General features: G+C 35.2%; 24 protein-coding genes and 5 pseudogenes. 17 read left to right on the top strand and 12 right to left on the bottom strand.

Features of this window, described 5'->3' with window-relative positions:
- Positions 1 to 69: 69 nt before the first annotated feature.
- The 6 genes and pseudogenes from MHH51_RS12380 to MHH51_RS12355 form a co-directional block, all read left to right on the top strand.
- A pseudogene (locus MHH51_RS12380) lies at positions 70 to 396 on the top strand (PTS sugar transporter subunit IIA); the annotation flags it as partial.
- Positions 390 to 752, top strand: a pseudogene (locus tag MHH51_RS12375) (PTS system mannose/fructose/sorbose family transporter subunit IID); the annotation flags it as partial. The pseudogenes MHH51_RS12380 and MHH51_RS12375, both read left to right, overlap by 7 nt.
- Positions 753 to 1,222: 470 nt before the next feature.
- The gene (locus MHH51_RS12370) at positions 1,223 to 1,969 is read left to right on the top strand and encodes an SDR family oxidoreductase (RefSeq protein ID WP_339282208.1); all 747 of its coding nucleotides are present in this window, start codon (positions 1,223 to 1,225) and stop codon (positions 1,967 to 1,969) included.
- Between the two features lie 112 nt (positions 1,970 to 2,081).
- The gene (locus MHH51_RS12365) at positions 2,082 to 2,477 is read left to right on the top strand and encodes a MerR family transcriptional regulator (RefSeq protein WP_339282207.1); all 396 of its coding nucleotides are present in this window, start codon (positions 2,082 to 2,084) and stop codon (positions 2,475 to 2,477) included.
- A 29-nt stretch (positions 2,478 to 2,506) separates the two neighbouring features.
- Positions 2,507 to 2,950 carry a GNAT family N-acetyltransferase gene (locus MHH51_RS12360; RefSeq protein ID WP_339282206.1) on the top strand — a complete coding sequence of 148 codons (444 nt, stop codon included), beginning with the start codon at positions 2,507 to 2,509 and terminating at the stop codon, positions 2,948 to 2,950.
- Between the two features lie 265 nt (positions 2,951 to 3,215).
- Positions 3,216 to 4,415, top strand: a complete 1,200-nt coding sequence (locus tag MHH51_RS12355; RefSeq protein ID WP_339282205.1) for an alpha/beta hydrolase — start codon at positions 3,216 to 3,218, stop codon at positions 4,413 to 4,415.
- An 85-nt stretch (positions 4,416 to 4,500) separates the two neighbouring features.
- Here the strand turns inward: MHH51_RS12355 and MHH51_RS12350 are convergent, their stop codons facing one another.
- Positions 4,501 to 4,938, bottom strand: a complete 438-nt coding sequence (locus MHH51_RS12350; protein WP_339282204.1) for an Lrp/AsnC family transcriptional regulator — start codon at positions 4,936 to 4,938, stop codon at positions 4,501 to 4,503.
- 200 nt (positions 4,939 to 5,138) lie between these two features.
- Between MHH51_RS12350 and MHH51_RS12345 the strand changes: the two genes are divergently transcribed.
- Positions 5,139 to 5,693, top strand: coding sequence for a cysteine hydrolase family protein (locus MHH51_RS12345; protein WP_339282203.1), 555 nt, complete (start codon positions 5,139 to 5,141; stop codon positions 5,691 to 5,693).
- Between the two features lie 249 nt (positions 5,694 to 5,942).
- Here the strand turns inward: MHH51_RS12345 and MHH51_RS12340 are convergent, their stop codons facing one another.
- The 3 genes from MHH51_RS12340 to MHH51_RS12330 are packed head-to-tail and all read right to left on the bottom strand — an operon-like array spanning position 5,943 to position 7,634.
- Positions 5,943 to 6,302: a DUF6220 domain-containing protein gene (locus MHH51_RS12340; protein ID WP_339282202.1), complete on the bottom strand. Its 360-nt coding sequence runs from the start codon at positions 6,300 to 6,302 to the stop codon at positions 5,943 to 5,945.
- Positions 6,303 to 6,319: 17 nt separating this feature from the next.
- Positions 6,320 to 7,144 carry an alpha/beta hydrolase gene (locus MHH51_RS12335; protein WP_339282201.1) on the bottom strand — a complete coding sequence of 275 codons (825 nt, stop codon included), beginning with the start codon at positions 7,142 to 7,144 and terminating at the stop codon, positions 6,320 to 6,322.
- A 10-nt stretch (positions 7,145 to 7,154) separates the two neighbouring features.
- On the bottom strand, positions 7,155 to 7,634 hold the full coding sequence (locus MHH51_RS12330; protein ID WP_339282200.1) for a MarR family transcriptional regulator: 480 nt from the start codon (positions 7,632 to 7,634) through the stop codon (positions 7,155 to 7,157).
- A gap of 198 nt (positions 7,635 to 7,832) precedes the next feature.
- On the opposite strand from MHH51_RS12330, the gene MHH51_RS12325 reads away from it, so the two are divergent.
- Both MHH51_RS12325 and MHH51_RS12320 read left to right on the top strand, forming a co-directional pair.
- A complete protein-coding gene (locus tag MHH51_RS12325) occupies positions 7,833 to 8,384 on the top strand; it encodes a cupin domain-containing protein (RefSeq protein ID WP_339282199.1) in 552 nt (183 codons plus the stop codon).
- A 789-nt stretch (positions 8,385 to 9,173) separates the two neighbouring features.
- Positions 9,174 to 9,389 (top strand): hypothetical protein, encoded by a 216-nt coding sequence (locus tag MHH51_RS12320; protein WP_339282198.1) that lies wholly within the window; start codon positions 9,174 to 9,176, stop codon positions 9,387 to 9,389.
- Between the two features lie 414 nt (positions 9,390 to 9,803).
- On the opposite strand, the pseudogene MHH51_RS12315 reads toward MHH51_RS12320, so the two are convergent.
- From MHH51_RS12315 to MHH51_RS12300, 4 genes and pseudogenes are all read right to left on the bottom strand, one after another.
- Positions 9,804 to 10,472 (bottom strand): annotated as a pseudogene (locus MHH51_RS12315) (DNA alkylation repair protein).
- Positions 10,473 to 10,507: 35 nt separating this feature from the next.
- Positions 10,508 to 10,818 (bottom strand): annotated as a pseudogene (locus MHH51_RS12310) (helix-turn-helix domain-containing protein).
- 798 nt (positions 10,819 to 11,616) lie between these two features.
- Positions 11,617 to 12,201 (bottom strand): PadR family transcriptional regulator, encoded by a 585-nt coding sequence (locus MHH51_RS12305; protein ID WP_339282197.1) that lies wholly within the window; start codon positions 12,199 to 12,201, stop codon positions 11,617 to 11,619.
- Positions 12,202 to 12,220: 19 nt separating this feature from the next.
- Positions 12,221 to 12,598, bottom strand: coding sequence for a hypothetical protein (locus tag MHH51_RS12300; RefSeq protein ID WP_156985325.1), 378 nt, complete (start codon positions 12,596 to 12,598; stop codon positions 12,221 to 12,223).
- A gap of 371 nt (positions 12,599 to 12,969) precedes the next feature.
- Between MHH51_RS12300 and MHH51_RS12295 the strand changes: the two genes are divergently transcribed.
- A complete protein-coding gene (locus MHH51_RS12295; protein ID WP_339282196.1) occupies positions 12,970 to 13,530 on the top strand; it encodes an NAD(P)H-dependent oxidoreductase in 561 nt (186 codons plus the stop codon).
- Positions 13,531 to 13,562: 32 nt separating this feature from the next.
- Here the strand turns inward: MHH51_RS12295 and MHH51_RS12290 are convergent, their stop codons facing one another.
- On the bottom strand, positions 13,563 to 13,928 hold the full coding sequence (locus tag MHH51_RS12290; RefSeq protein ID WP_339282195.1) for a winged helix-turn-helix transcriptional regulator: 366 nt from the start codon (positions 13,926 to 13,928) through the stop codon (positions 13,563 to 13,565).
- Between the two features lie 259 nt (positions 13,929 to 14,187).
- Here MHH51_RS12290 and MHH51_RS12285 point away from each other — a divergent pair, with 259 nt between their 5' ends.
- From MHH51_RS12285 to MHH51_RS12270, 4 genes are all read left to right on the top strand, one after another.
- Positions 14,188 to 14,892, top strand: a complete 705-nt coding sequence (locus MHH51_RS12285; protein WP_339282194.1) for an SDR family oxidoreductase — start codon at positions 14,188 to 14,190, stop codon at positions 14,890 to 14,892.
- A 59-nt stretch (positions 14,893 to 14,951) separates the two neighbouring features.
- A complete protein-coding gene (locus MHH51_RS12280; RefSeq protein WP_147207706.1) occupies positions 14,952 to 15,578 on the top strand; it encodes a nitroreductase family protein in 627 nt (208 codons plus the stop codon).
- A 105-nt stretch (positions 15,579 to 15,683) separates the two neighbouring features.
- Positions 15,684 to 16,496 carry an alpha/beta hydrolase gene (locus MHH51_RS12275; RefSeq protein ID WP_147207707.1) on the top strand — a complete coding sequence of 271 codons (813 nt, stop codon included), beginning with the start codon at positions 15,684 to 15,686 and terminating at the stop codon, positions 16,494 to 16,496.
- Positions 16,497 to 16,713: 217 nt separating this feature from the next.
- Complete coding sequence (locus MHH51_RS12270; RefSeq protein ID WP_156985328.1) at positions 16,714 to 17,109, top strand: RidA family protein; 396 nt, start codon at positions 16,714 to 16,716, stop codon at positions 17,107 to 17,109.
- A 132-nt stretch (positions 17,110 to 17,241) separates the two neighbouring features.
- Here the strand turns inward: MHH51_RS12270 and MHH51_RS12265 are convergent, their stop codons facing one another.
- On the bottom strand, positions 17,242 to 18,294 hold the full coding sequence (locus MHH51_RS12265) for an alkene reductase (protein WP_147207709.1): 1,053 nt from the start codon (positions 18,292 to 18,294) through the stop codon (positions 17,242 to 17,244).
- A 110-nt stretch (positions 18,295 to 18,404) separates the two neighbouring features.
- Here MHH51_RS12265 and MHH51_RS12260 point away from each other — a divergent pair, with 110 nt between their 5' ends.
- Positions 18,405 to 18,821: an Lrp/AsnC family transcriptional regulator gene (locus MHH51_RS12260; RefSeq protein ID WP_147207710.1), complete on the top strand. Its 417-nt coding sequence runs from the start codon at positions 18,405 to 18,407 to the stop codon at positions 18,819 to 18,821.
- 84 nt (positions 18,822 to 18,905) lie between these two features.
- On the opposite strand, the gene MHH51_RS12255 is transcribed toward MHH51_RS12260, so the two are convergent.
- On the bottom strand, positions 18,906 to 19,262 hold the full coding sequence (locus MHH51_RS12255) for a helix-turn-helix domain-containing protein (protein WP_339282193.1): 357 nt from the start codon (positions 19,260 to 19,262) through the stop codon (positions 18,906 to 18,908).
- 158 nt (positions 19,263 to 19,420) lie between these two features.
- Positions 19,421 to 19,663 carry a LysR substrate-binding domain-containing protein gene (locus tag MHH51_RS12250; protein ID WP_339282192.1) on the bottom strand — a complete coding sequence of 81 codons (243 nt, stop codon included), beginning with the start codon at positions 19,661 to 19,663 and terminating at the stop codon, positions 19,421 to 19,423.
- On the opposite strand from MHH51_RS12250, the gene MHH51_RS12245 reads away from it, so the two are divergent.
- A complete protein-coding gene (locus tag MHH51_RS12245; protein WP_339282191.1) occupies positions 19,662 to 19,895 on the top strand; it encodes a hypothetical protein in 234 nt (77 codons plus the stop codon). The genes MHH51_RS12250 and MHH51_RS12245 overlap by 2 nt on opposite strands.
- 13 nt (positions 19,896 to 19,908) lie before the next feature.
- A pseudogene (locus MHH51_RS12240) lies at positions 19,909 to 20,290 on the top strand (MFS sugar transporter); the annotation flags it as partial.
- Positions 20,291 to 20,384 lie beyond the last annotated feature (94 nt).

The following is a 20,384-nucleotide window of genomic DNA, read 5'->3' as shown; positions in this document are numbered from 1 at the left end:
TTTATTAATTTTGAAAGCGCTTTAAACATTTGTTGAAGCTTTAGGCTCTATACTGAATGTGAGGGAGGAATTATCATTGCCAGCCACGGTGAATTTGCTACCGGCATCTTGCAATCTGGAGCAATGATCTTCGGAGAACAGGAGAATGTTAAAGCTGTTACATTGATGCCGAGTGAAGGACCTGAGGATATCAGGGCAAAAATGGAAGAAGCCATTGCTTCTTTTGACAATCAAGATGAAGTATTATTCTTAGTCGATCTTTGGGGCGGAACTCCTTTCAATCAGGCGAGCGGCTTGGTGGAAGGCCATGAAGATAAATGGGCTATCTTTGCCGGGTTAAACTTAGCAATGGTGATTGAATCCTATGCTTCACGCATGTCCATGAACACGGCGCATCCATACTCGGTATGTTCATCCTTGGAGCACTGGTGAACCGTTGGGTGAATGTGGCCTTTACCCCGACCGTTTCAGAAGTTGAGCTCGGCGAAGGTGCTTATATTGATTGGGATAACTTGCCTGAGGGGTCTGAAGGAACCCAGACCGCGTTGCAACAACAGGCGGAGGGCAGGGCATTAAGTCAAACGGATGTCACGACCCTACAAGACAACTTAGACAGTTTGATTCCTGGTCTGGTCGGATTAATCCTGACACTACTTTGTATGTGGCTGCTCAGGAAGAAGGTTTCACCAATCGTGATGATTCTTGGATTATTCGTAGTTGGTGTTGTATTCCATGTGATTAATCTGATGTAATACATTTTTTAACAACTTTTTGATAATTAGACATAAAAACTGATAAATCCAAGCATGATAAAGCTTCAAGCGTACCCTTGCTTCGTTCTACGTTTTAGGTTTGTAAAATGATAAAAAATACAAACTATTGATGAATCTATTAAGATAAACTATCAGTATCTTAAAATAAATCAAGAAGGAACAACAATTGATTATTTACAGCAGGTTGTGGAAGCGGCAAAAGAGAGTATGAAAAATGAGGGATGTCCTTTAATACAGCGAATGTGAAAGATGGAGAAATTGTCATAAAGCATTGCTCCATTTAGTTAACAAGTATCAAACTTCAACCCGACTGACATTGATTTAGTCGGGTTTATTTTATTGCAAAAATCTTATTAAAGAAATTCCCCTTGCCTTCAGGTTCACTTGAAGGTTTATACTCCAATTTATAGCTTAGATATACAAGCTAATACAAAGGAGGAGGAATTTTCATGGAAAATATACAAAACAAAGTAGTTATCATAACCGGCACCAGCAGCGGAATCGGGGAAAATACAGCAAAATTATTGGCAAAGCACGGTGCGAAGGTAGTTTTAGGAGCCAGACGTGAAGAAAGGTTAAGTAGTATAAAACAGGCCATTGAAGAAGCAGGAGGCACAGCTGTTTATAAAATAACGGATGTTACTTCAAGCAAACAAGTAGAGGAACTAGCTCAATTAGCTTTAGACGAATTTGGAACGATTGATGTTCTTATTAACAATGCAGGTATTATGCCAGTTTCTCCATTACATGCACAGAAAGTGGATGAATGGGATGAAATGATAGATATTAATATCAAAGGTGTATTGTATGGCATATCTGCTGTTCTCCCTACCATGAGAGAGAATAAAAAAGGGCAGATTATTAATGTTGCTTCTGCCTTAGCTCATGTTGTCGTAGAAAATGCCGCAGTATATGCAGGAACAAAATTTGCGGTGAAAGCTATTACAGAAGGGCTTCGACAGGAGGAATGTGAAAATAATATTCGTACCACGATTATTTCTCCTGGTGCTGTTCAATCAGAAATTACAAATGGGATAACCCATGAAGAAACAAAGGATGCTGTAAAAGGAATGGTGAGTAAAGTGTGGCTGCAGCCAGAAAGTATTGCAAAAGCCATTGTTTATTCTGTGAATGAGCCGGATGAAGTTTCTACAAATGAAATCATCGTCAGACCTACTATTCAAAAAGCTTTTTAAATTCTTCAATTATTATTAAATGAAAGTGTCAATTGATTGTATCTTAGAAATGAATGATCTAAGATACAATCAAAGAATACGACGCTAAAAGATTAATAAAAGGAGAAGAGCCATGATTTATAAAATAAAAGAGGCAGCCGCAAAGGCAAAGCTTGCCCCACATACTTTACGCTATTACGAAGAAGAAAGGCTTTTACCTAACGTGAAGCGGGATAAAAATGGTTATCGAATCTATACAGAGGATGATTTATCATGGATTGAAGTGATTTCCTGTTTGCGCGATGCAAATGTTTCAATCACTGACTTGAAAGAAATGATGAATTTATCAAAAGGGGATAAAGAGGTATTATCCGAACGGATTGATATTTTAGAAGGACATCAGAAAAAGCTTCAGAAGCAGCAGGAAGAATTAAAGAAAACAGAGGAGATGGTAGCCATAAAAATTAACCATTTAAAACAACTTGAGAATATGGATCTTTCAAGTCTAAATAAACAAAAACTTTGTTAGTTATTTTCAAGTGGAAGGTGGTATATTATTTGGAAAATATAGTGTTTCGTAAAGCAAAGAAAAAAGATTTTCCTCAAATTATAGACTTGCAGATAAAAATATTTAACGATGAACAAAAGATACCCTCGGAAGCTATATCAGCATTTTTATCAAAGAAACCACAATGTTGGTGTGCTGTATTCAATGATATGATTATAGGGGCTGTTGCTGCATGGAAAGAGGATAATGTTGTACATTGGGGGCGATTTGTTACAGATCCTGATCACAGAGGGAATCGTATTGGCAGTAAAATAGCACAATTATCCTTTGATGATTTATTTGCGGATGGAGTTGATGAAATCTACATGGAGGCAAGAGAGGTAACAGCAAATATAGTATGTAAAATGGGCGGGGAGATAGTCGGTGAGCCTCAGCCATTTTATGTTGGGACAGTTACTCCTGTTATTCTGCGGAAAAGTAACTATCATCATTAATTTAAAATTTGTGTTCACGAAAACAGTTCTATGCAGTTTAAACTTAACAAGTTGACTGCAATTTTTGTGCTTTATCTGCAAAACATGCTTTCCTGTCATGTTAATGCAAAAAGGTAAAGAACCTTATCAGACAAAAATCACAGCTTAGCACAACTAAGAAGTAAACATTAAATTATTTAAAGTAGTATGATGAACAGATTTTAGTTTCAAAGAACTCTTTTCGGGGTATCGCTATTCAGATAAACGAATGAAAGAGAGAAGCTAAATGACATTTACAAAATCTAAATCTATTTCCAACAAAATTGGTATTATTGCTAGTTTATTAGTACTAACAGGCACGTTTATTTTACTTTGGCGTTCCTTTTCTGCTAGTGGATATGGTACGTATTCAGGGCAGATTGCATTTTACTTGCTTACATTCCCTTTAGCATTATTAATTTTAGGTGTGGCGGCTTTCATTATTTTACTCTTTCTTATTTGGAAAAAATCTGCACTATTTTTAAAAATTGTTTGGGCGGTCGTATGTATTTCTTTTTTAGGATTAGCGCTTCTTTCCGGGATTCAAAACAAACACTATGCAGATCGTATTGGTACAGAAACAGCATTGATGGATAACTATACATTCTCTTTTTCTGGTACAGATACGTATTCCGATCTAGAAGAAGATGTTGTTTATAAAACTGCCGAAGATGAAGATTTATTACTGGATGTATGGGATACGAAAGTTAATGATGAAAATCGTCCTGTTATCGTAAATATTCATGGCGGCGGATGGAGCAGTGGAGATAAAAGTGAGGTTTCCTCTTGGAGCAAATGGTTTAATTCGAAGGGGTATGTTGTATTTAATGTGGAATACAGTCAAAACGGCCCCGATATGTGGCAAAAACAAATTTCAGATACACATGCAGCGTTAAACTGGATTGTTGAACATGCGGATGAATATCATTTAGATATAAACAGAATTAATTTAATAGGAGCTTCTGCCGGAGGCCATCTAGCCTTATTAACGGGGTACACGGAACTAAAGGAAAACAGCCTTGTTCCCAAAGAAACGGATTCCGACTCCACAGTGAAAATAAATTCTATTATTAATCTATATGGACCATCGGATTTATTACAGCTCTATGGTAAAAATAATAGTAAAGAATTTGTTCAGCCACTGCTAGAACAACTCATGGATGACCAGCCAAAAACAGAAGAAATCAAACTAAGTTATCAGCAAATGTCTCCTATTCAGTATGTAAATGAATCATCTGCACCCACTGTTTCATTTGTAGGTCTAAAAGATAAAGTGGTACCTGAAGAGCAAATAGAGATATTGCATGAAAAACTTGATGAAAATAATATAGATAACCGAGCTTACTATTTTCCTTTTTCTGACCATAGTTATGACACTAACTGGGACAGTATAGCTAATCAAGCAACCAGACAAAAAATAGAAGAGTTTTTAAATGAATATAACTAGGATTTATTGGGTAATGGAAAGCTACAAACTAGTGAAAAAAGTAACTAAGTGAAGAATTTGTATAACTTCTTCACTTAGTTACTTTTTATTTTTTCATATCAAATGGGTCAATTACTTTCTTGTCATGAGAAGATAGTACAATATTCGTTGATGGTGTTCCATATTGCATCGTATCATCAATAAATTGTTCTAAGCTTTCCACAGAATGTGTGGCTAATTTGGCAATATAGCTTACCTCTCCGGCAACTCTATAACACTCCAGCACATCCGGATGATTATTACAAAAATTAGATAATGCTTTACAATCTGTTGATTTAAACAATACAAGTGCAGTAATGGGACGATTTACCTTTTTTAAAGAGATATGCGCATGATAGCCCTCAATAATTTGCTGTTCTTCTAATCTTCGTACTCTTTCAATGACGGATGGAGAGGTTAAATGAACGGCTTTTGCTAAATCCTTCATAGAGATTTTCGCATTTTCCTGTAATATTCTCAAAATGTTTCTATCAATTGCATCCATAAAATACATCAACCTTTTTTTATTAAACAGAATACCTTATATTCCTAATTATGAAAAGCCAAACACTCAAAAATCCTTTTTGGTCTTATTTAAATGCCTTTGATTTTTATATAAAATAAGATAGCAGAAGAGGTGAAACTGTTTATCGGCAGAAAATATATAAAATTATAGATTAAAATTTAAGTATGGAGGGTGAAGATATGAAAGGGAAAAAAGCTTTAATCATGATAGATGTTCAAAAGGCATTTGAAGATAAGAAATGGGGAGAACGGAATAATCCTGATGCTGAAAAAAATATGAAAATAGTATTAGATAAATGCCGGGAATATCAATGGGGAATTATTCATATTCAGCATATTTCTGATGACCCTGAATCTGTATTTTATGAAAACGGAGAGGGCTTTCCTATTAAACAAATCGTTACTCCTTTGCAGCAAGAAAAAGTAATAACCAAAAGAGTAAACAGCGCTTTTATCGGAACGGATTTAGATGAATATTTGCAGGCATGTCAGATTGAAACAACAGCAATTTTTGGCTTAACCACACCGCATTGTGTGTCTACAACGACAAGAATGAGCGGGAATTTAGGATATAAAACGTATCTGCTTTCAGATGCAACTGCTGCGTTTGGAATGAAGGATCATTATGGCAAGTTCATAGAAGCGGAGACAATCCATCATTTGTCACTGGCAACGGTTCATGATGAATTCGCCACTGTATTAAGTACGCAGCAGTTTGTTCAATCTGTACGGTGAACGGAACTAATTGTATTATTTTCAAATGATGCTGCCTAATAAATAAACGTATTACAACCGGTTTTTATATTATCTGAATATTTATTGGCCAATTTCAATTTTCCTGCTCTTCATTATATACTCTACGTCTGTTCTTTATTTTTAAAAGCACCATCCGACTAAGCCGGGACATAATCATTAAATAAATCATCTCCTTGATATGATAAATACTTCTTAATGAATAAATTTTTTCCTTGAAATAAAAGTATATTAAGAATTAATCTTTGCAAGTTTTAAAGTATTTCTAATTACGATGAAATTCAAGCTGAAAATGATAAAGGGCAGAATAACATGTAAAAAAGCAAGGAATCCATGAGCAGTGTAATATTGTACATTAGCAACAGTAAATAAAATGAGTGCGTACCAAGTAAGACTTTTGGGTATTTTTCCTAATAACCCTATAATAAACATAACAAGATAAATATATTTAAATAATGAAAAGGCTTTGTGAATATTCCAATACGTATAATCCTGAAATAAAGCAATCCCTGCAAGATACACCTGAATCAGGATACAAAGAAATGCTAAGCAGGATAATCCTAAGTACAGGTTTTGGTAGATACTTTTCATAATAACAACCCTTCCTCCTAATCGAGTAAAATTTGCTTTAATTTGTTGCCCCAAATTTCGGTTTGGTCTAAAAAAGACAGATGATGACCTGGGAATATAATAAAAGGACATTTTAGATTTTTTGCTATGATCGGTGAAGTAACACCGTAGTATTTCTTTTTTTTCATTGTTCTATTTCCTGATGCCAAATAGATATCGACATTATGGTCAATAATTTTTTTGTAATCAGGCACGTATCGGGAAAGTCCTAATAACTCTACGAAAATCAACTGCTCGTTATTTTTATATTGAGTCATTCTTTCCTGAAAATCTTTAGGTATATGTTTAAATACACTAAAGGGTAGCGATAACGAGAAATTAAACCAGTTACTAGCTAGATTGCTGCCATACCGTAAGCCTATATTGTAAGTTTTTGTCATAAAGTGAAGATACTTTTTATTATTTTGTAAAACATTTACGACGGGAGGTTCATGAATAATTACTTTTTTAATAATCTCCGGCATACGTACAGCTGTTTCTAAAGCAATAATTGCTCCAGCACTATTACCTAGAATATAAGCACGTTCATAGCCGTTTGCATGTAGTATGGCTTTAACGTCAGCAACGTGGTCTTGAATGTTAAAATTATTTGCTTGCGGTCTTGTGCTTCTTGAATAACCACGCCGATCATAAGTGATTACAGTGAATGAATCCTTTAAATAATTTGCTAATTTAGTAAAGAAGCCAGCGTCACCTCCGCCACCAGAGATACATATTAATGGTTCACCATGACCTCTTGTTTCGTAATATAACTGTACTCCATTATTTTCAGCAAAACCTTGAATTACTTCAGATTCTGGCATATTTTCACTCCTAAATATAATCTTCCAAATCTAATTCCTTTAATTTTTTTGTGATTTTTTTGTAGATTTTCTCCAAAATAGGTTTTAACATTTCTTTCTCTTCTGGTGATAGATCAGCAAAATAGTGTATATCTCTTTCTAGTCTCTTTTCATGCATATTCATATGCTGTTTGTGAATTTCATATCCATTGGCAGCAAGCCTGTAATAAATCTCTTTCTTATTAGACTTCATTTGATATTTCTCTATACAATCATTTTGTATTAGTTTTTTTGTGATTTTACTGATTGCTCCTCGTGTCAAATTCATCTTTTCGGCTAATTTTGATACATTCATTGGCTCTTTAGAAAGCTCAATTAATTCTATTACACGAACTTCTGAATACGTATTTTCTTGCATGAACGGGTAATTCATCTCTATCGTTTTATTTATGATAGTATGACGTTCTATAACACGATCAAAAATAAAGCTTAAATCTTTATCAGAATGCAATAGTATCTCTCCTTTTAATCATATTGTTTCCTTGGTAAATAATAATACTATAAATTGTTTCCTGATTCAACAAAAAATGTTATAGTAATAAATATCATTTTTTATGGTAAAATGAGATTTATTTTGACATTTAATACGTTAGCAGACACCCATTGCTTTTCTTGTGACCAACCAATCAAAAATAGGAGGGAAAGGAAAATGGAACAACAATTTAAAGTCAAAGACGTTGTTGAAATTGGTAAGGAATTAGTTCATCAGGATGGAAGAACGGTTACTTTTTTGGAAGAAGGACAAGATGAGGATGGAGAATATATTACATTGAAGCACCAAATGATACAGCAAGGAACAGTTAATGGACCGCATTCTCATCCGAAGCTGAAAGAAACGTTTAAAATTACGGAAGGAAGTATGCGTTTTGTAGTAGACGGTCAAGAATTAATGCTTGTAGCTGGCGAAAAAATTACGGTTTATCCCAATCAAGTTCACCAATTTTGGAATGTAAGCCAAGGAAAGCTGGAGGTAATTCACGAAATCCGCCCCCCAGGGCTGCATTGGAAAATGTTCGTTCTGATGCACAAACTGGAGAGTGAAGGTAAATTAACTAAAAAAGGGATACCGCGTAATCCACTTTGGCTTGGAGTGGCTTGGGAATGTATTGACGGTTATCTTGAGGGTCCGCCACGATTTATCCAGAAATATATACTTGGAGGATTGGCTAAAACCGCTGGAAGACTAGGTTATAAAATATGAAGAAATATTATTAATAATAAGTAGGATTATAATTCAAAATTAACCAGGAAAAGAATTTTATCGGAAGCATATAATGCTTTTTTGAATCAAGGATTTCAATCCGCTAATCTATTTATAAACAAAATATGGATAAAACTTTAAATAGCTCCCTGCTATACATAATACTGTAGCGGGGATTTATTGTGTGACTATCATGGGCGAACAATTGGTGGTAAAGCTCGCTTCAAGGAAGAATTCGAGTGTCCTATTGATAAATGCCGAGATACTTTGTAGCCGTAGCCTTCAAACCTAATAAACTGTTCAACTTTCCGTAGCCAACATTTTAATAACTTGTCATACCTTGTAATATTAAGACTTTAGCCCAATAAAATTATGATCTTGAGCTGTATGGATACAATAATCAGTGAATGCTATTATAAATAACGACTTAATTATTTGGTTGTAATAAATACCCTCAATATTTCATCGGTGAAATTGTAAAATTACTTTTAATGTATGAAGGAGAAAGATATCATGATTACAAAAAAACAGTAATTAATTTCAACAGCGGCTACTCGAAGGCTTCAAATAACCATCGCTTTATGTTCCATAATATTCACAATTGGAACCACTTTACATAACTTTGTTATTGTAAATACATCTATTATAGAAACCATGATGGAAATAGCGGGAGTTACAAATCCAACAGCGGAATCCGGTGGATTTGTAAAGTGGTTTCGTATCATAGGATGCATTTATATACTTGGAAACATTTTGGGCATTTTTGCTATTAGAAGTAAATCAATAGTATTGTGGTGGATTATTTTAATAGTTAATTTCACACAAGGGTTAGGATTTGCAATGATTCCAACATCTATGTGGCGCGTCGTCTTAGATTCTTACGGTTTATGGGGAATCCTGCCAAGTGCGATAACGGATGGAGGCGCATTTATTTTATCAATAGTAATGATTTTTTACATGATTAAATATCATTCAATATGGGGACAACAGCGAATGGCTTCTTAACCAGCATCATTTCTAATGAACTGCATGAACAACTTATTTGCTAAAAGGGAATAGTTAGTTATATGAAGCATTATCAAATGAAGGGATAAGAGGTGTTGAGTTGCTAAACATAAAAAAGTAACTAAAATATACGGTGTAAAAGTAATCTACAGGGTATTGTCAGATTTGGATTTAACCATAGAGAATAATGAATTTGTATGAGCTATGGAACTCTCTGATAGCGGGAAAACAAAATTAATTTTCCGTACTGCGACAGCTGGAAGTTGTACTTATATAAAAATAAGCACCCTTCAGATCAATAAGTGATAGTGGAATAATCCCTTACACCTTTCTTGCATATTTCACTAACCAGCTGCTATAAAAAGTTGTTTTCTTTATTTTCCAGTCCAACCCAAATAAATTTTTCAGAGGCAGTTATTTATTATTCCGTTTGTTAACTTCAATCGTAATAAACTCTGGCAAATAGCTGGGGCTAGTACATCCTTTTGCTACTATTTCATCCTTGTAAAGGCCCGTTTTCTCACCAATTTTCATACAGCGTGTGCGATTCCTTGCGTCATAAATGCCTATCCAGCCTGCTGTGAAATTCATAGCCCATTGAACTTCCGGTTCTTCCTGCGTAATATTAGCTTCTAATGCATATAGCAGCTCTGCAGTATTATCAGGCGGTGTTTGTCGGGCCATCTCAAGCGCGCTTGATAATACCAAAAAGCTCGCTTTTAGGGAGTACGGGGGGTGTTTCCCATGACTGCATCAATGCAATTCTCTTATCATCCTTGGTAAGCTGATTAGCCATTAACTAGTCCATTAAGTTATTTCGCTCATCAAAAGTGTGAATCTGCATATCCTTATCAAGCTTATTAAGCACATCCTGTGAAAGAAGCTTTTTGTCCATAATTAAGATTGCTAATAGTCTGGGTAAAAACACTTGGGTCGACCAAAGCTCCAGAGCTAGTTCATGATCTTTTCTATCTCCTTTGCTATTTTTCGTAAGTCTCCCAGTTTCGTTTTACTATTAATTTGAGCTAGAATGTCTTCTGCTTTTATAGAGCGTTTTATTTCTGCAGTTATTTTTTCATTCATTTTATACAACTCCCTGATTGTTTATTTTCGTGAATTTATCTATGAATTTGATTATACATTTCTCCCCATTTATTCATTTCATTAATTACCGGTGCTAATGTTTTTCCGAATGAGGTCAAGCCATACTCTGTTTTCGGTGGAATCACGGGATAAACTTTTTTGGAGATATATTGTCTGCTTCCAGTTCATTCAGCTGAAGATCCAGCATTCTTTGTGAACAGCTTGGCATATAGCGTTGCAATTCACTAAAACGACAGACTTTATGCTTGATTAAATGATATAAAATCACACATTTCCATTTTTCAGATATAATCTGCAATGTGCTTTCTACCGGGCAGCCATCCATGCAATCATGGATTTTTCGTTCCATTTCAACATCCTCTTTCTGCTGGATACAAAACGGTTGCTATGTCACATATATTACACGATTGAAAAGCAATTTCATAATGTTAGAATCGGTCTAGAGAGATACAGAAGGAGGGAATGGAATGAATCAAACAATGTTTACGAAATCGATGTACTAGACGGAGGACATGATTAGTCAGCACAATCTATTAAATCATATTGCTGAACTGGTGGATAACAAAGTAATTTGTGCAACAGTCAATAAACAATTATCACCGATTAATGCGGAAGGCCCACACTTGGCTGGAAACAGGACAAGCAGTTGGAAAGGTTGTTTTAGAGAATTTTGATTAAAGAATAAGAAACTAATTTTTGATTGTGAAAGTCAATTTTCTTAGATGGAATATTTATTATATAAAAAGGAGTACTTGCTTTTTAGTTAAAGAAGCACTCCTTTTCATAGTAATACGCTGTTTTTTAGCCAGAATTAATATTGTAATTGTGATGAAGAATTTTTAATTTATCCTATTTTTTAATTCCATCTACATGCTGCTTCCTTACATAAATCAATAAAATAATAGAAAAAATAACCTCCAGCATTAGCTAAGTTAAATGCAGAGATGTTGAGAGCATCTGCCAGAGTAGGTGTCTCTTTGGTAGATGGAACAATTTTAGTCTGAAATAATGACATGTTCGCAAAAGCAGTAAATTCAAACAGAAAAAAGTTATCTAAGCAATTAGTTGCTTGTAAGCAGCCTGAGTGAATAAAGTTAATTATTTTGTTCAATTTCTATCATTTCTATTTTAATGTTGCCTGGAATTCTCTAAACCATTCTATTTCAAATTTAATCTTCGCTATTCCTAAATCCAGTGTTGCATATTGGAAGAAGGCAATTGATTTCAAACCGTCTTCAGTCAAAAATTCTGTAGCGCCACCAGCTTCTTTTAACTTGTTAATAAACGCTGGACCGAAATCATTTCTTTGACCAATCGATGCTTTAATGGCTTCCAGGTGATGTAAATTCTTTTCTAATTCATCAATGTAGCGACTAACAAACTTCTCGTGCTCGGAGCTATCTGCAAATCCTTGAAAGAACAGCTTGCTTAATTCCATGTTTTTTTCTTTATATAACATAGGAGTTGATATATTTTCTCTAAAGTGATTTTTTCCTGCTTCGGTGATAAAGTATGTTTTTTTATTTATGCCGCCTTCCACTCGTTCTTCGTAGGTAATCCATTCTTTTTTTAATAATTTATTTATGCCTGCTTGAATACTTCCAGTACTATCACTGCTGACAGTGGAGAGATTTTTTTTGATAAATTGCCTTAATTCATAAATCGTCGATCCCTGAATCATCAGAAATCCTAAAATGATATTATCCATAATCATATATCTCCTTTATTTAAAAGAATCCTGTGACAAAAAAACAAATAGATGCCAATAAAGATAAAGGCGTCATTAAATATCTTTCCTTTTTACTGGAAGATAAGCTATTCATCCCTACATTTAATAAAAGATAAAATCCAAAGAAAATGCATAATCCCTTTTGTACATTAAAAGGAAAAACCGTAGTAATTACCTCGCCTGCATCAAGTATAGCTATAATTGCAACTGCTTGGATAATTAGCGAGATTCCGCTCATTATTCTCATTTTGGAAGGTAATATTTTATATTTTCCACCCAGAGTAAATTCTCCTAACGGGTATCCCAAAGTTACGAGCAGCGTCAACAGTGCAATACATCCAAAAATGATGGCGCCTATTATTGAAAAAGAAAGCATTACAAAACCTCCTTGATAAAATTAGATGAATAAAATAACATTACTATTAGTAATATATCTAATAGTAACATTATTAATGAGAAATGTCAGTATTTTTTTGATTTCTATAAATATAAAAATTTGAGAAGGAGGCAGAAGAGAGTATAATTTCTATGTTGATAAGGTAACTTCTGATTTTAAAAGAATTAAAAAATTACATGAACTAATTTAAAATACATTCAATTAAATAAATCCTTGTCTAAAAATACTAAGTACATTTTTTAGAGACACTTACCTTTACACCAGTATCTCACCTAAAAGTGCGTACTTACATAAGATTTGTTTGCATTCTATAATCAAATAGAAACAAATTTGAAGGAGGATGCAAACACATGAAAACACTTATTGTAGCAGCTCACCCGAGTATCGAGACATCTACTGTAAATAAACGTTGGGTAGAGGAGTTAAAAAAATATCCTGAAAAATATACAGTACATGAATTATATAGAGCTTATCCAGCAGAAAAAATAGATGTAGAAAAGGAAAGGGGGCTGATTGAATCGCATGAAAACTTGGTGTTGCAATTCCCGATTCAATGGTTTAATAGTCCATCACTTTTAAAGAAGTGGATGGATGAAGTTTTCGATTACGGCTGGGCCTACGGTTCCAATGGCGGGGACAAATTAAAAAACCGGAAAGTGGCGCTGGCGGTTTCAGCAGGTATCCGATCCAGCGATTATAGGAAAGAGGGGAGATATGGCCATACGTTAGAACAAATACTTATTCCATTTGAAACCACTTTTTTCTATTGTAAGGCAAATTATCGTTCTATTCATGCGTTTTACGGCGAAGAGAAAAAACCGGGTGGAACAGAAGAGGAGGAGTTAAAGCCTGGGGAAAATGGGTTGGAGCGTAACACAATGAAATATATAACATTTTTGAATAATCTATAGTCATAAAACCCGGAGGCAAGTTGCTACGGGTTTTATGTATGTTCATTATAGTCCTCACAAACCTTATTGTTATATGTTGTTATCCCTTGTTTTTTAAGATGTTCATCACCGGTATCACACATTTCTTTTAATAATGACAAAAAGGAACGTCCATACTCCGTAAGACTGTATTCAACTCTGATTGGAACTTCGTCTGCATAAACAGCACGCTTAATTAGACCGTCTGCTTGTAATTGCTTTAACTGTTCATTCAATACTTTATGAGAAACGCCTTCACAAATTTTAAGTAAATCTTTAGTCCGCTTATTTCCATAACCGAGCTGATAAAGGATAATGCTTTTCCATTTTCCGCTTATGATATTTTGAACCACATCAAATCCTGTATGAACTTTATTCAAAACAATTCACCCCTTACTTGAAAGTAACCTAGTAACAACAAAGTGCAGTATTTTCAATTATACAAACTCAAGTTACTATGATTATAACAAAAATATAAGGTGGTGATGTTAAAAGAAGCTTGGCATAAAGTAGATACTATTTATTAAACACATATCTACTTTAAAGATTGATTTTGCTCTATACGGAACTTAATAAAGGTACTTAATAACAAAGGAGGGGAAAGAATGAATTTAAAAAATAAAGTTGCATTCGTCACTGGTGGGAGCAGGAGGTATTGGTGCAGCTATTGTGAAAAAAATTGCTCAAGAGGAAGCGAAAGTTGCATTTACTTATGTTCATGCTGAGGAAAAAGCGCAAAAGGTAGTGTCGGAAATGAAGGCTCTAGGTCAACAGGGTGTTGCGGTTAGGGCAGATAGCGGCAACCCCGGAGAAATTACAGAAGCAGTTGAACAAACAATAGCTTACTTTGGTCAGCTTGATATTCTAGTCAACAATGCAGGAATTTTTCCGGATGGGCCACCTGAAGCTGTTACATTAGAAGAATTGAATCATACGCTCGATGTGAATGTAAGAGGCGTTTTTATAACTACCCAAACTGCACTAAAATACTTAAAAGAAGGTGGACGAATCATTTCCATTGGCTCCAGCTTTGCTTATCATGTTCCTAAGCCAGATTTCAGTTTATATTCCATGACTAAATCAGCTTTGATTGGTTTTACGAAGGGTCTTGCACGAGATATAGGATCTCGTAAGATAACAGTCAATGTTGTTGATCCAGGTCCGATAAATACGGACATGAGTTCATCTGACGGTCCAAATGCAGAAAAAATAAAAAGTTTGCTGGCATTAGATCATTTTGGAGAGGGAGAAGATATTGCAGCAACGGTAGCTCATTTAGCTGGGGAAAGTGGCCGATTTATTACTGGTACATGCGTAGCTGTAGATGGTGGATTTGGAGCTTAAAAGAAAAAATTCAGTTAAAGTGAGGCAGTATAAACAAATGGAGTATGGAGGAATAAAAGGTGACTTTAAAAAATATTATTTTAAGCAGGAAATCGGTACGGCATTATAACCCAAACGTTATAATTGCCAGAAAGGAAATACTTGATGCGATTGAGTTAGCATCCAAATCACCAAATGGAAATAACATTCAAAGCACGCGATATTTACTTATTGAAGATAAAGCATTGCGCACTAAAGTCAGAGCTGCTGCCAATAATCAAGAACAGGTGGAAACATCCAGTTATCTGATTTTTGTATTGGGTGATTACCGTGCTTTTGAAACAGCAAATATCCGTGCTATACAGGATGAAGCATTTGAGAAAGGCTATTTTAATCAAGAAATCAAATCACTTTTGACGGATGCAGCCATTGTATATTATCAAGGTATGTCTCACCAGGGCTATGTAAAAGAATTAGTACGTGATGGCAGTCTGGCGGCGATGAGCTTAGTTCTTCTTTTAAATGAAAAAGGGTATCAGACGATTACCATGTCAGGCTATGATAAAACTGCTCTTTTTGAAGCTTTGGATATTCCTGAACACTATGAAGATATTATGTTATTAAGTGTTGGGAAGGGAGCAGAGGATGGTCATGCTACTGTCAGACATCCTGTTGAAGAAATAACATTTGTTAATGCAATAGAATAGGGAAATCAGGAATCACACAGGGAAAGGTTTCTCCGTAGAGGGTTAAATTCTCCTGTTCATACCCATATGGTATAATATCAACGGAACATACAGGGGGGAATATGGATGGAGAGGATTATAAACAATGTAAAAATTCATTATCAAGAGTATGGAGCTGGTAAAACCATTTATTTTTTACATGGATTAGGGCTTGATATTGCCAGCATGATGCAAACTTATGACAGATTTCTAGCTGATAAAAATATTAGACGCGTTTATATTGATTTACCAGGGATGGGGGAATCTGGGGTTAATGAAAACTTAAAAAACTCGGATGATATTTTACATACAATTCAACAATTTATTGTAGCTGATTCTGGAGATGAAGCTGTATCATTGTTCGGGCATTCCTATGGGGGGTATCTGTGTTTCGGTTTAGCCCATAAACTGAAGGGAAAAGTAAATAGTTTGTTTATTACTTGTCCTGTCTTGATTGCGAATATAAATAATCGGAAAACAGCAAAACATAAAAATATTTTCCAGGAGAAAGTATCTGTTGAATCGAATGAAAGCTACTATGAAGATTTTCTCTCCATGAATGTTTTGATAAATAACAAAGCATGGGAAAACTATCAAAAAGCAATTATTCCAGGGTTAACTAAATTTAACAGTGATTTTTGGGATAATTTACAATCAAATTATTTCAAAAACTATTCTTTTTCATTTGAAGAGGAGTTAGTCTCAAGTAGTACGAAATACAAAGGAATTACGTTGTTAGGGAAGAATGATCAAGTCGTTGGTTATCACGATCAATTAAGTTTACTGGATGGCTCAAATGATTTAGAAGTTGCCGTCTTAAACGATGCAGGCCACAATTTATTCATTGATGTCCAGGAAGATATGGATTTCTATTTAAATAGATTTTTACAGCTTCTTTAAATAAGATATTTTTCATTTACTATGTTATATTAAAAAAAACGTACATTACCATCTGAAAGAAAGGGGTGTCCAATTCATGAAGAAAAAAATAATTGCATTTTTATCATTCGGATATGGATACTCTACTGCTGATTTTCATTAAAAATAGTCAAATTGGTGAAGTGTGTCTATTTTTAATGAATAAAGCAGTATAAATTTTTGATGGTGAGGTAATAAAATGAACGAAAAAATAGTAAGAAAAAACCCTGAAAAAATGCCGAGTCCTGTCGGTAACTACACTCAAATTACGAGAGTTCCAAAAAATGCCGAACTCATCGTGACTTCCGGACAAATTGGTGTTGATAAACAAGGAAATATTCCGGAAGACTTCAATGAACAGGTGAAGCATACATTTAACAATATAAAAAGCGTCCTCGAAACGGAAAAAATAAGCAGCGATAATATTATCAAGGTGAATATCTGGGCAACTGAATCCATTGATTGGGATTTCCTGTATTCTGAATGGGATGAACTGTTTCAGTCAGCATATCCTGCAATGACAATCGGATATATTTCAGAGCTTGGCTTGCCTGATATTAAGATTGAAATGGAGATATGGGCCGCTGAAATTTAAATAGTACCAGCACACTTTACCTATTGGACAAAGCCATGAACTACAAATTTGCAGTTCATGGCTTTGTTGTTTTTAAAGAATGAACAGACAAGCATTGTATATAGGTTTTTGCAAACCGCCAGCTTTAAACTCCTAAACTAAACATGGAAGCTGATCCTTTGTCTGATTCGGAAAAATCTCCCGAGTTGCTTTCAGACGAATAACCAGATCTGGATTGGATATAAATAATTGCCCAAATGCTACGAAGTCTGCCTGATCAGCTTCAATAATGTCTACTCCTCTTTCAGGATCTATATTTCCGACAGCGATAAGTGTTTCATCCCAGTATTGCCTGAATAATGTATGCAGCGATCTTAGATCATTTTGAAGCGTATCCTCATAGTTTTCTACAGACGGATGGAGGATTTTCAGCTGGTGTTTAGCAAGAACCCCTGTTATGGCACATACCATTTCTTCAGGATATTCCCATACATAATCTGTATCATCATCTTTCTTCTCGGAAATTCGAATGCTGATTCTATTTTTAGGAACAACCTTCTTTACTTCTTTAATAATTAAATCTAAAAACCGCAGTCTGTTTTGCAAAGAACCGCCAAACTCATCCTGACGCTGATTCGTTTTCTCGCTGATAAACTGATCAATCAGATAACCATGTGCGGCATGTATTTCAACACCGTCAAATCCGGCTTCCATTGCATTTCTTGCTGCATCTCTGTAATCGTCTATTATTTGATAGACTTCCGTATTAGTTAAAGCTCTGGGAGTTTGGAAGGGTTTCTTCAATCGATGTACCTTTCCGCTAGCGCTGATAGGTGAGGGGGCGACAGGTGCGTGCCCATTTAAAATTTCCTGATGGCTTACTCTGCCTACATGCCAGAGCTGAGCGAAGATTTTTGTTTTATATTGATGTACTTCTCTTGTAACCTTTTGCCAGCTTAACATCTGGCAATGCGTGAATATGCCGGGTATCCCGTAGGTTCCTTTGGCCGTTTCATTTATAGCAATTCCTTCAGTAATAATTAAGCCGGCACCGTATCTTGCCCGTTTACCATAGTAGTCTGCAACCAGGTAATTGACTTCACCTGTTTCGTCATCAGCAAATCCTCTTGTCATTGGCGCCATTACAATTCTGTTATCTAATGTTAAGTTCCCGATTTTATAATTAGAGAAGATGGAACGTGTCATATTGATCACCTCATATTGAAGTTTAATCTGATGCCGTATTGTTTACAATGGGATGATTAAAGTATATGCTATGAAAAACTTTAAATTTTAAAGAAAGCGGGGAGAAAAGAATGTTAGATCATATCGATCACCAAATATTAGATTTATTAAAAAGAAATGCAAGACTTACATACACAGAAATCGGCAAACAGATAAACATGTCATCTCCTGCTGTGAAAACGAGGATAGAGAGATTAGAAGATAATGTAATAAAGCGTTATACGGTCGAGGTAAATCATAAAGAGCTTAATAAAGGAATACATGGTTTCGTTCTATTTCAAACCAAGAGCTGTGAAAAGTTAACGAATTACTGTAAAGAAAACAACAATATCATAGATTTGTGGAGGATTGGCGGAGAGTATAATTACATGGCCGAAGTGGTTTGTGAAGGTATGGAAGAGCTGGAGCAAATCTCCAAAGATACAACGCAGTTTGCTTTTTCCAATATATTATCCGTTCTGGGTGATCATCCTGTTAATAACGATTAAGAATAAGAGTTCATCATAAAAACCTGACGATCAGAAATAAAATCATCAGGTTTTTATCATTTTAAGCAATGCAGGCTTTCTCGTTCAAGGCGTAACTTTCTGATTCATTTCTCCCCAGTCACACATCATATTTAATATTGGAAGAAGCGATCTGCCCAGCTCAGTCAGTGAATATTCCACTTTTGGAGGAATTTGCGGGTATTCTTTCCGCATGACAATTCCACCCTCTTCCATTTCTTTTAGCATAACACTTAGTGTTTTATACGAGATAGAGGCTATATTTCGCTGTAATGCATTAAAGCGCATGACATCATTTTCAGACAGCCAATAAAGAATAATCATTTTATATTTTCCGCCAATCACGGATAATGTATATCCAAAGCCGGTGTCTTTTAAAGCGATGCCGTTTGGAACACAGGTTTTGTCAAATTCAGTTTGCATGCAGCTTCTCTCCTTGTTTATACATTTCATTCTTATCAGCTTCTGCAAAGCAATCAGCAAAAGCTGTAAATGCCTTGCTTAAAAATGGACTTTTCCGAGTAACTAATCGGGAAGTGACGAATCTGAATTGCTCTGGTACTGGATAGAATTGTATTTGTTTATCCTTTTGATCTACTACCGATTCGGTTTAGAAGTGTATTGCCGATTCCTGCCCGTACACAGCTCAGCATCGTATCCAGTGAACTTACTTCAATGGTATTATCAAACGAAATTCCATCATCTTGAAGCCAGCTTTTATTCGCTTTTCGTAAGGGGCAGCCTTCCGGGAAAATAACCCAGGCTGTATTTTTAAAATCAGAGAAAACATTCCTTCCGCTTCCAATGTCCTTGGATGTTATCATGGCAGATAAAGAACCGCTTTGGGAAGAAATGATTGCTAAGTATGGACTTGCAGAGACGCCTTACAAAGATGTTTCTTCCTGGGGCTTTGGAGATTTTGTCTTTTCATGGGATTATGATATGTTCGCGGATGGTTCTAAAGCACGGCGGTTTGGTTTTCATGAATATATTGATACCCAGAAGATGTTTACGGATATTTTTGATGATTTCAAAAGACGTAAGATTATACCTTGATAGTCTTGTTTAAATAATTTATATATTCCTGGTGCAATCAGTGATTCTACTCGTCATGTATTTTACCATTCCATTTAAAGCGGCTGGGTTAATAACCGTATTATATATGGGGTTATTGGCTTTTATGAGTATTTCAGTGTTACAATCTTATGTCATGATATTAGCTGAACGCTTTGTTCCGTCTGCTGTAAATGTTGCTTCAGCAATTAATATTGCAGCTTTTCAAGCAGGAATAGCATTAGGTTCATACTTAGGTGGTGTAGTTACAGACTCGATTGGACTTATTCATACAACTTGGATTGGTGCCGTTATGATTCTTTGTGGTGTTTGTTGTTTTATCTGCATGGGGACGTTCTTTGGAGACGAAGGAAAGCAGGGAGGGTAAAACCCTATAACGAATGATGGTTAGTTAAGTTTCAGTATTTTGATTTGTTGAAGATTAAATTATTTAATAGCAAAGCAGCGGCCAACCGCTAAAGATACACCATT

Origin of the sequence: Oceanobacillus sp. FSL K6-3682, assembly GCF_037976165.1 — a bacterium.
In the GTDB taxonomy this organism is placed as follows: domain Bacteria; phylum Bacillota; class Bacilli; order Bacillales; family Amphibacillaceae; genus Oceanobacillus; species Oceanobacillus sojae.
Note: the sequence above shows the minus strand (reverse complement) of the source record. Positions and strands in the feature narration are given on the sequence as shown.

Coding starts and splice junctions, on each gene's coding strand:
- MHH51_RS12265 (WP_147207709.1), bottom strand. CDS start 18,294: ATGACACGTTCCATCTTCTCTAATTATAAAATCGGGAACTTAACATTA.
- MHH51_RS12340 (WP_339282202.1), bottom strand. CDS start 6,302: ATGAAAAGTATCTACCAAAACCTGTACTTAGGATTATCCTGCTTAGCA.
- MHH51_RS12275 (WP_147207707.1), top strand. CDS start 15,684: ATGGAGAGGATTATAAACAATGTAAAAATTCATTATCAAGAGTATGGA.
- MHH51_RS12335 (WP_339282201.1), bottom strand. CDS start 7,144: ATGCCAGAATCTGAAGTAATTCAAGGTTTTGCTGAAAATAATGGAGTA.
- MHH51_RS12355 (WP_339282205.1), top strand. CDS start 3,216: ATGACATTTACAAAATCTAAATCTATTTCCAACAAAATTGGTATTATT.
- MHH51_RS12300 (WP_156985325.1), bottom strand. CDS start 12,598: ATGCTTTCTTTTTCAATAATAGGCGCCATCATTTTTGGATGTATTGCA.
- MHH51_RS12295 (WP_339282196.1), top strand. CDS start 12,970: ATGAAAACACTTATTGTAGCAGCTCACCCGAGTATCGAGACATCTACT.
- MHH51_RS12255 (WP_339282193.1), bottom strand. CDS start 19,262: ATGCAAACTGAATTTGACAAAACCTGTGTTCCAAACGGCATCGCTTTA.
- MHH51_RS12325 (WP_339282199.1), top strand. CDS start 7,833: ATGGAACAACAATTTAAAGTCAAAGACGTTGTTGAAATTGGTAAGGAA.
- MHH51_RS12350 (WP_339282204.1), bottom strand. CDS start 4,938: ATGGATGCAATTGATAGAAACATTTTGAGAATATTACAGGAAAATGCG.
- MHH51_RS12365 (WP_339282207.1), top strand. CDS start 2,082: ATGATTTATAAAATAAAAGAGGCAGCCGCAAAGGCAAAGCTTGCCCCA.
- MHH51_RS12245 (WP_339282191.1), top strand. CDS start 19,662: ATGGCAGATAAAGAACCGCTTTGGGAAGAAATGATTGCTAAGTATGGA.
- MHH51_RS12260 (WP_147207710.1), top strand. CDS start 18,405: ATGTTAGATCATATCGATCACCAAATATTAGATTTATTAAAAAGAAAT.
- MHH51_RS12370 (WP_339282208.1), top strand. CDS start 1,223: ATGGAAAATATACAAAACAAAGTAGTTATCATAACCGGCACCAGCAGC.
- MHH51_RS12305 (WP_339282197.1), bottom strand. CDS start 12,201: ATGGATAATATCATTTTAGGATTTCTGATGATTCAGGGATCGACGATT.
- MHH51_RS12270 (WP_156985328.1), top strand. CDS start 16,714: ATGAACGAAAAAATAGTAAGAAAAAACCCTGAAAAAATGCCGAGTCCT.
- MHH51_RS12250 (WP_339282192.1), bottom strand. CDS start 19,663: ATGATAACATCCAAGGACATTGGAAGCGGAAGGAATGTTTTCTCTGAT.
- MHH51_RS12345 (WP_339282203.1), top strand. CDS start 5,139: ATGAAAGGGAAAAAAGCTTTAATCATGATAGATGTTCAAAAGGCATTT.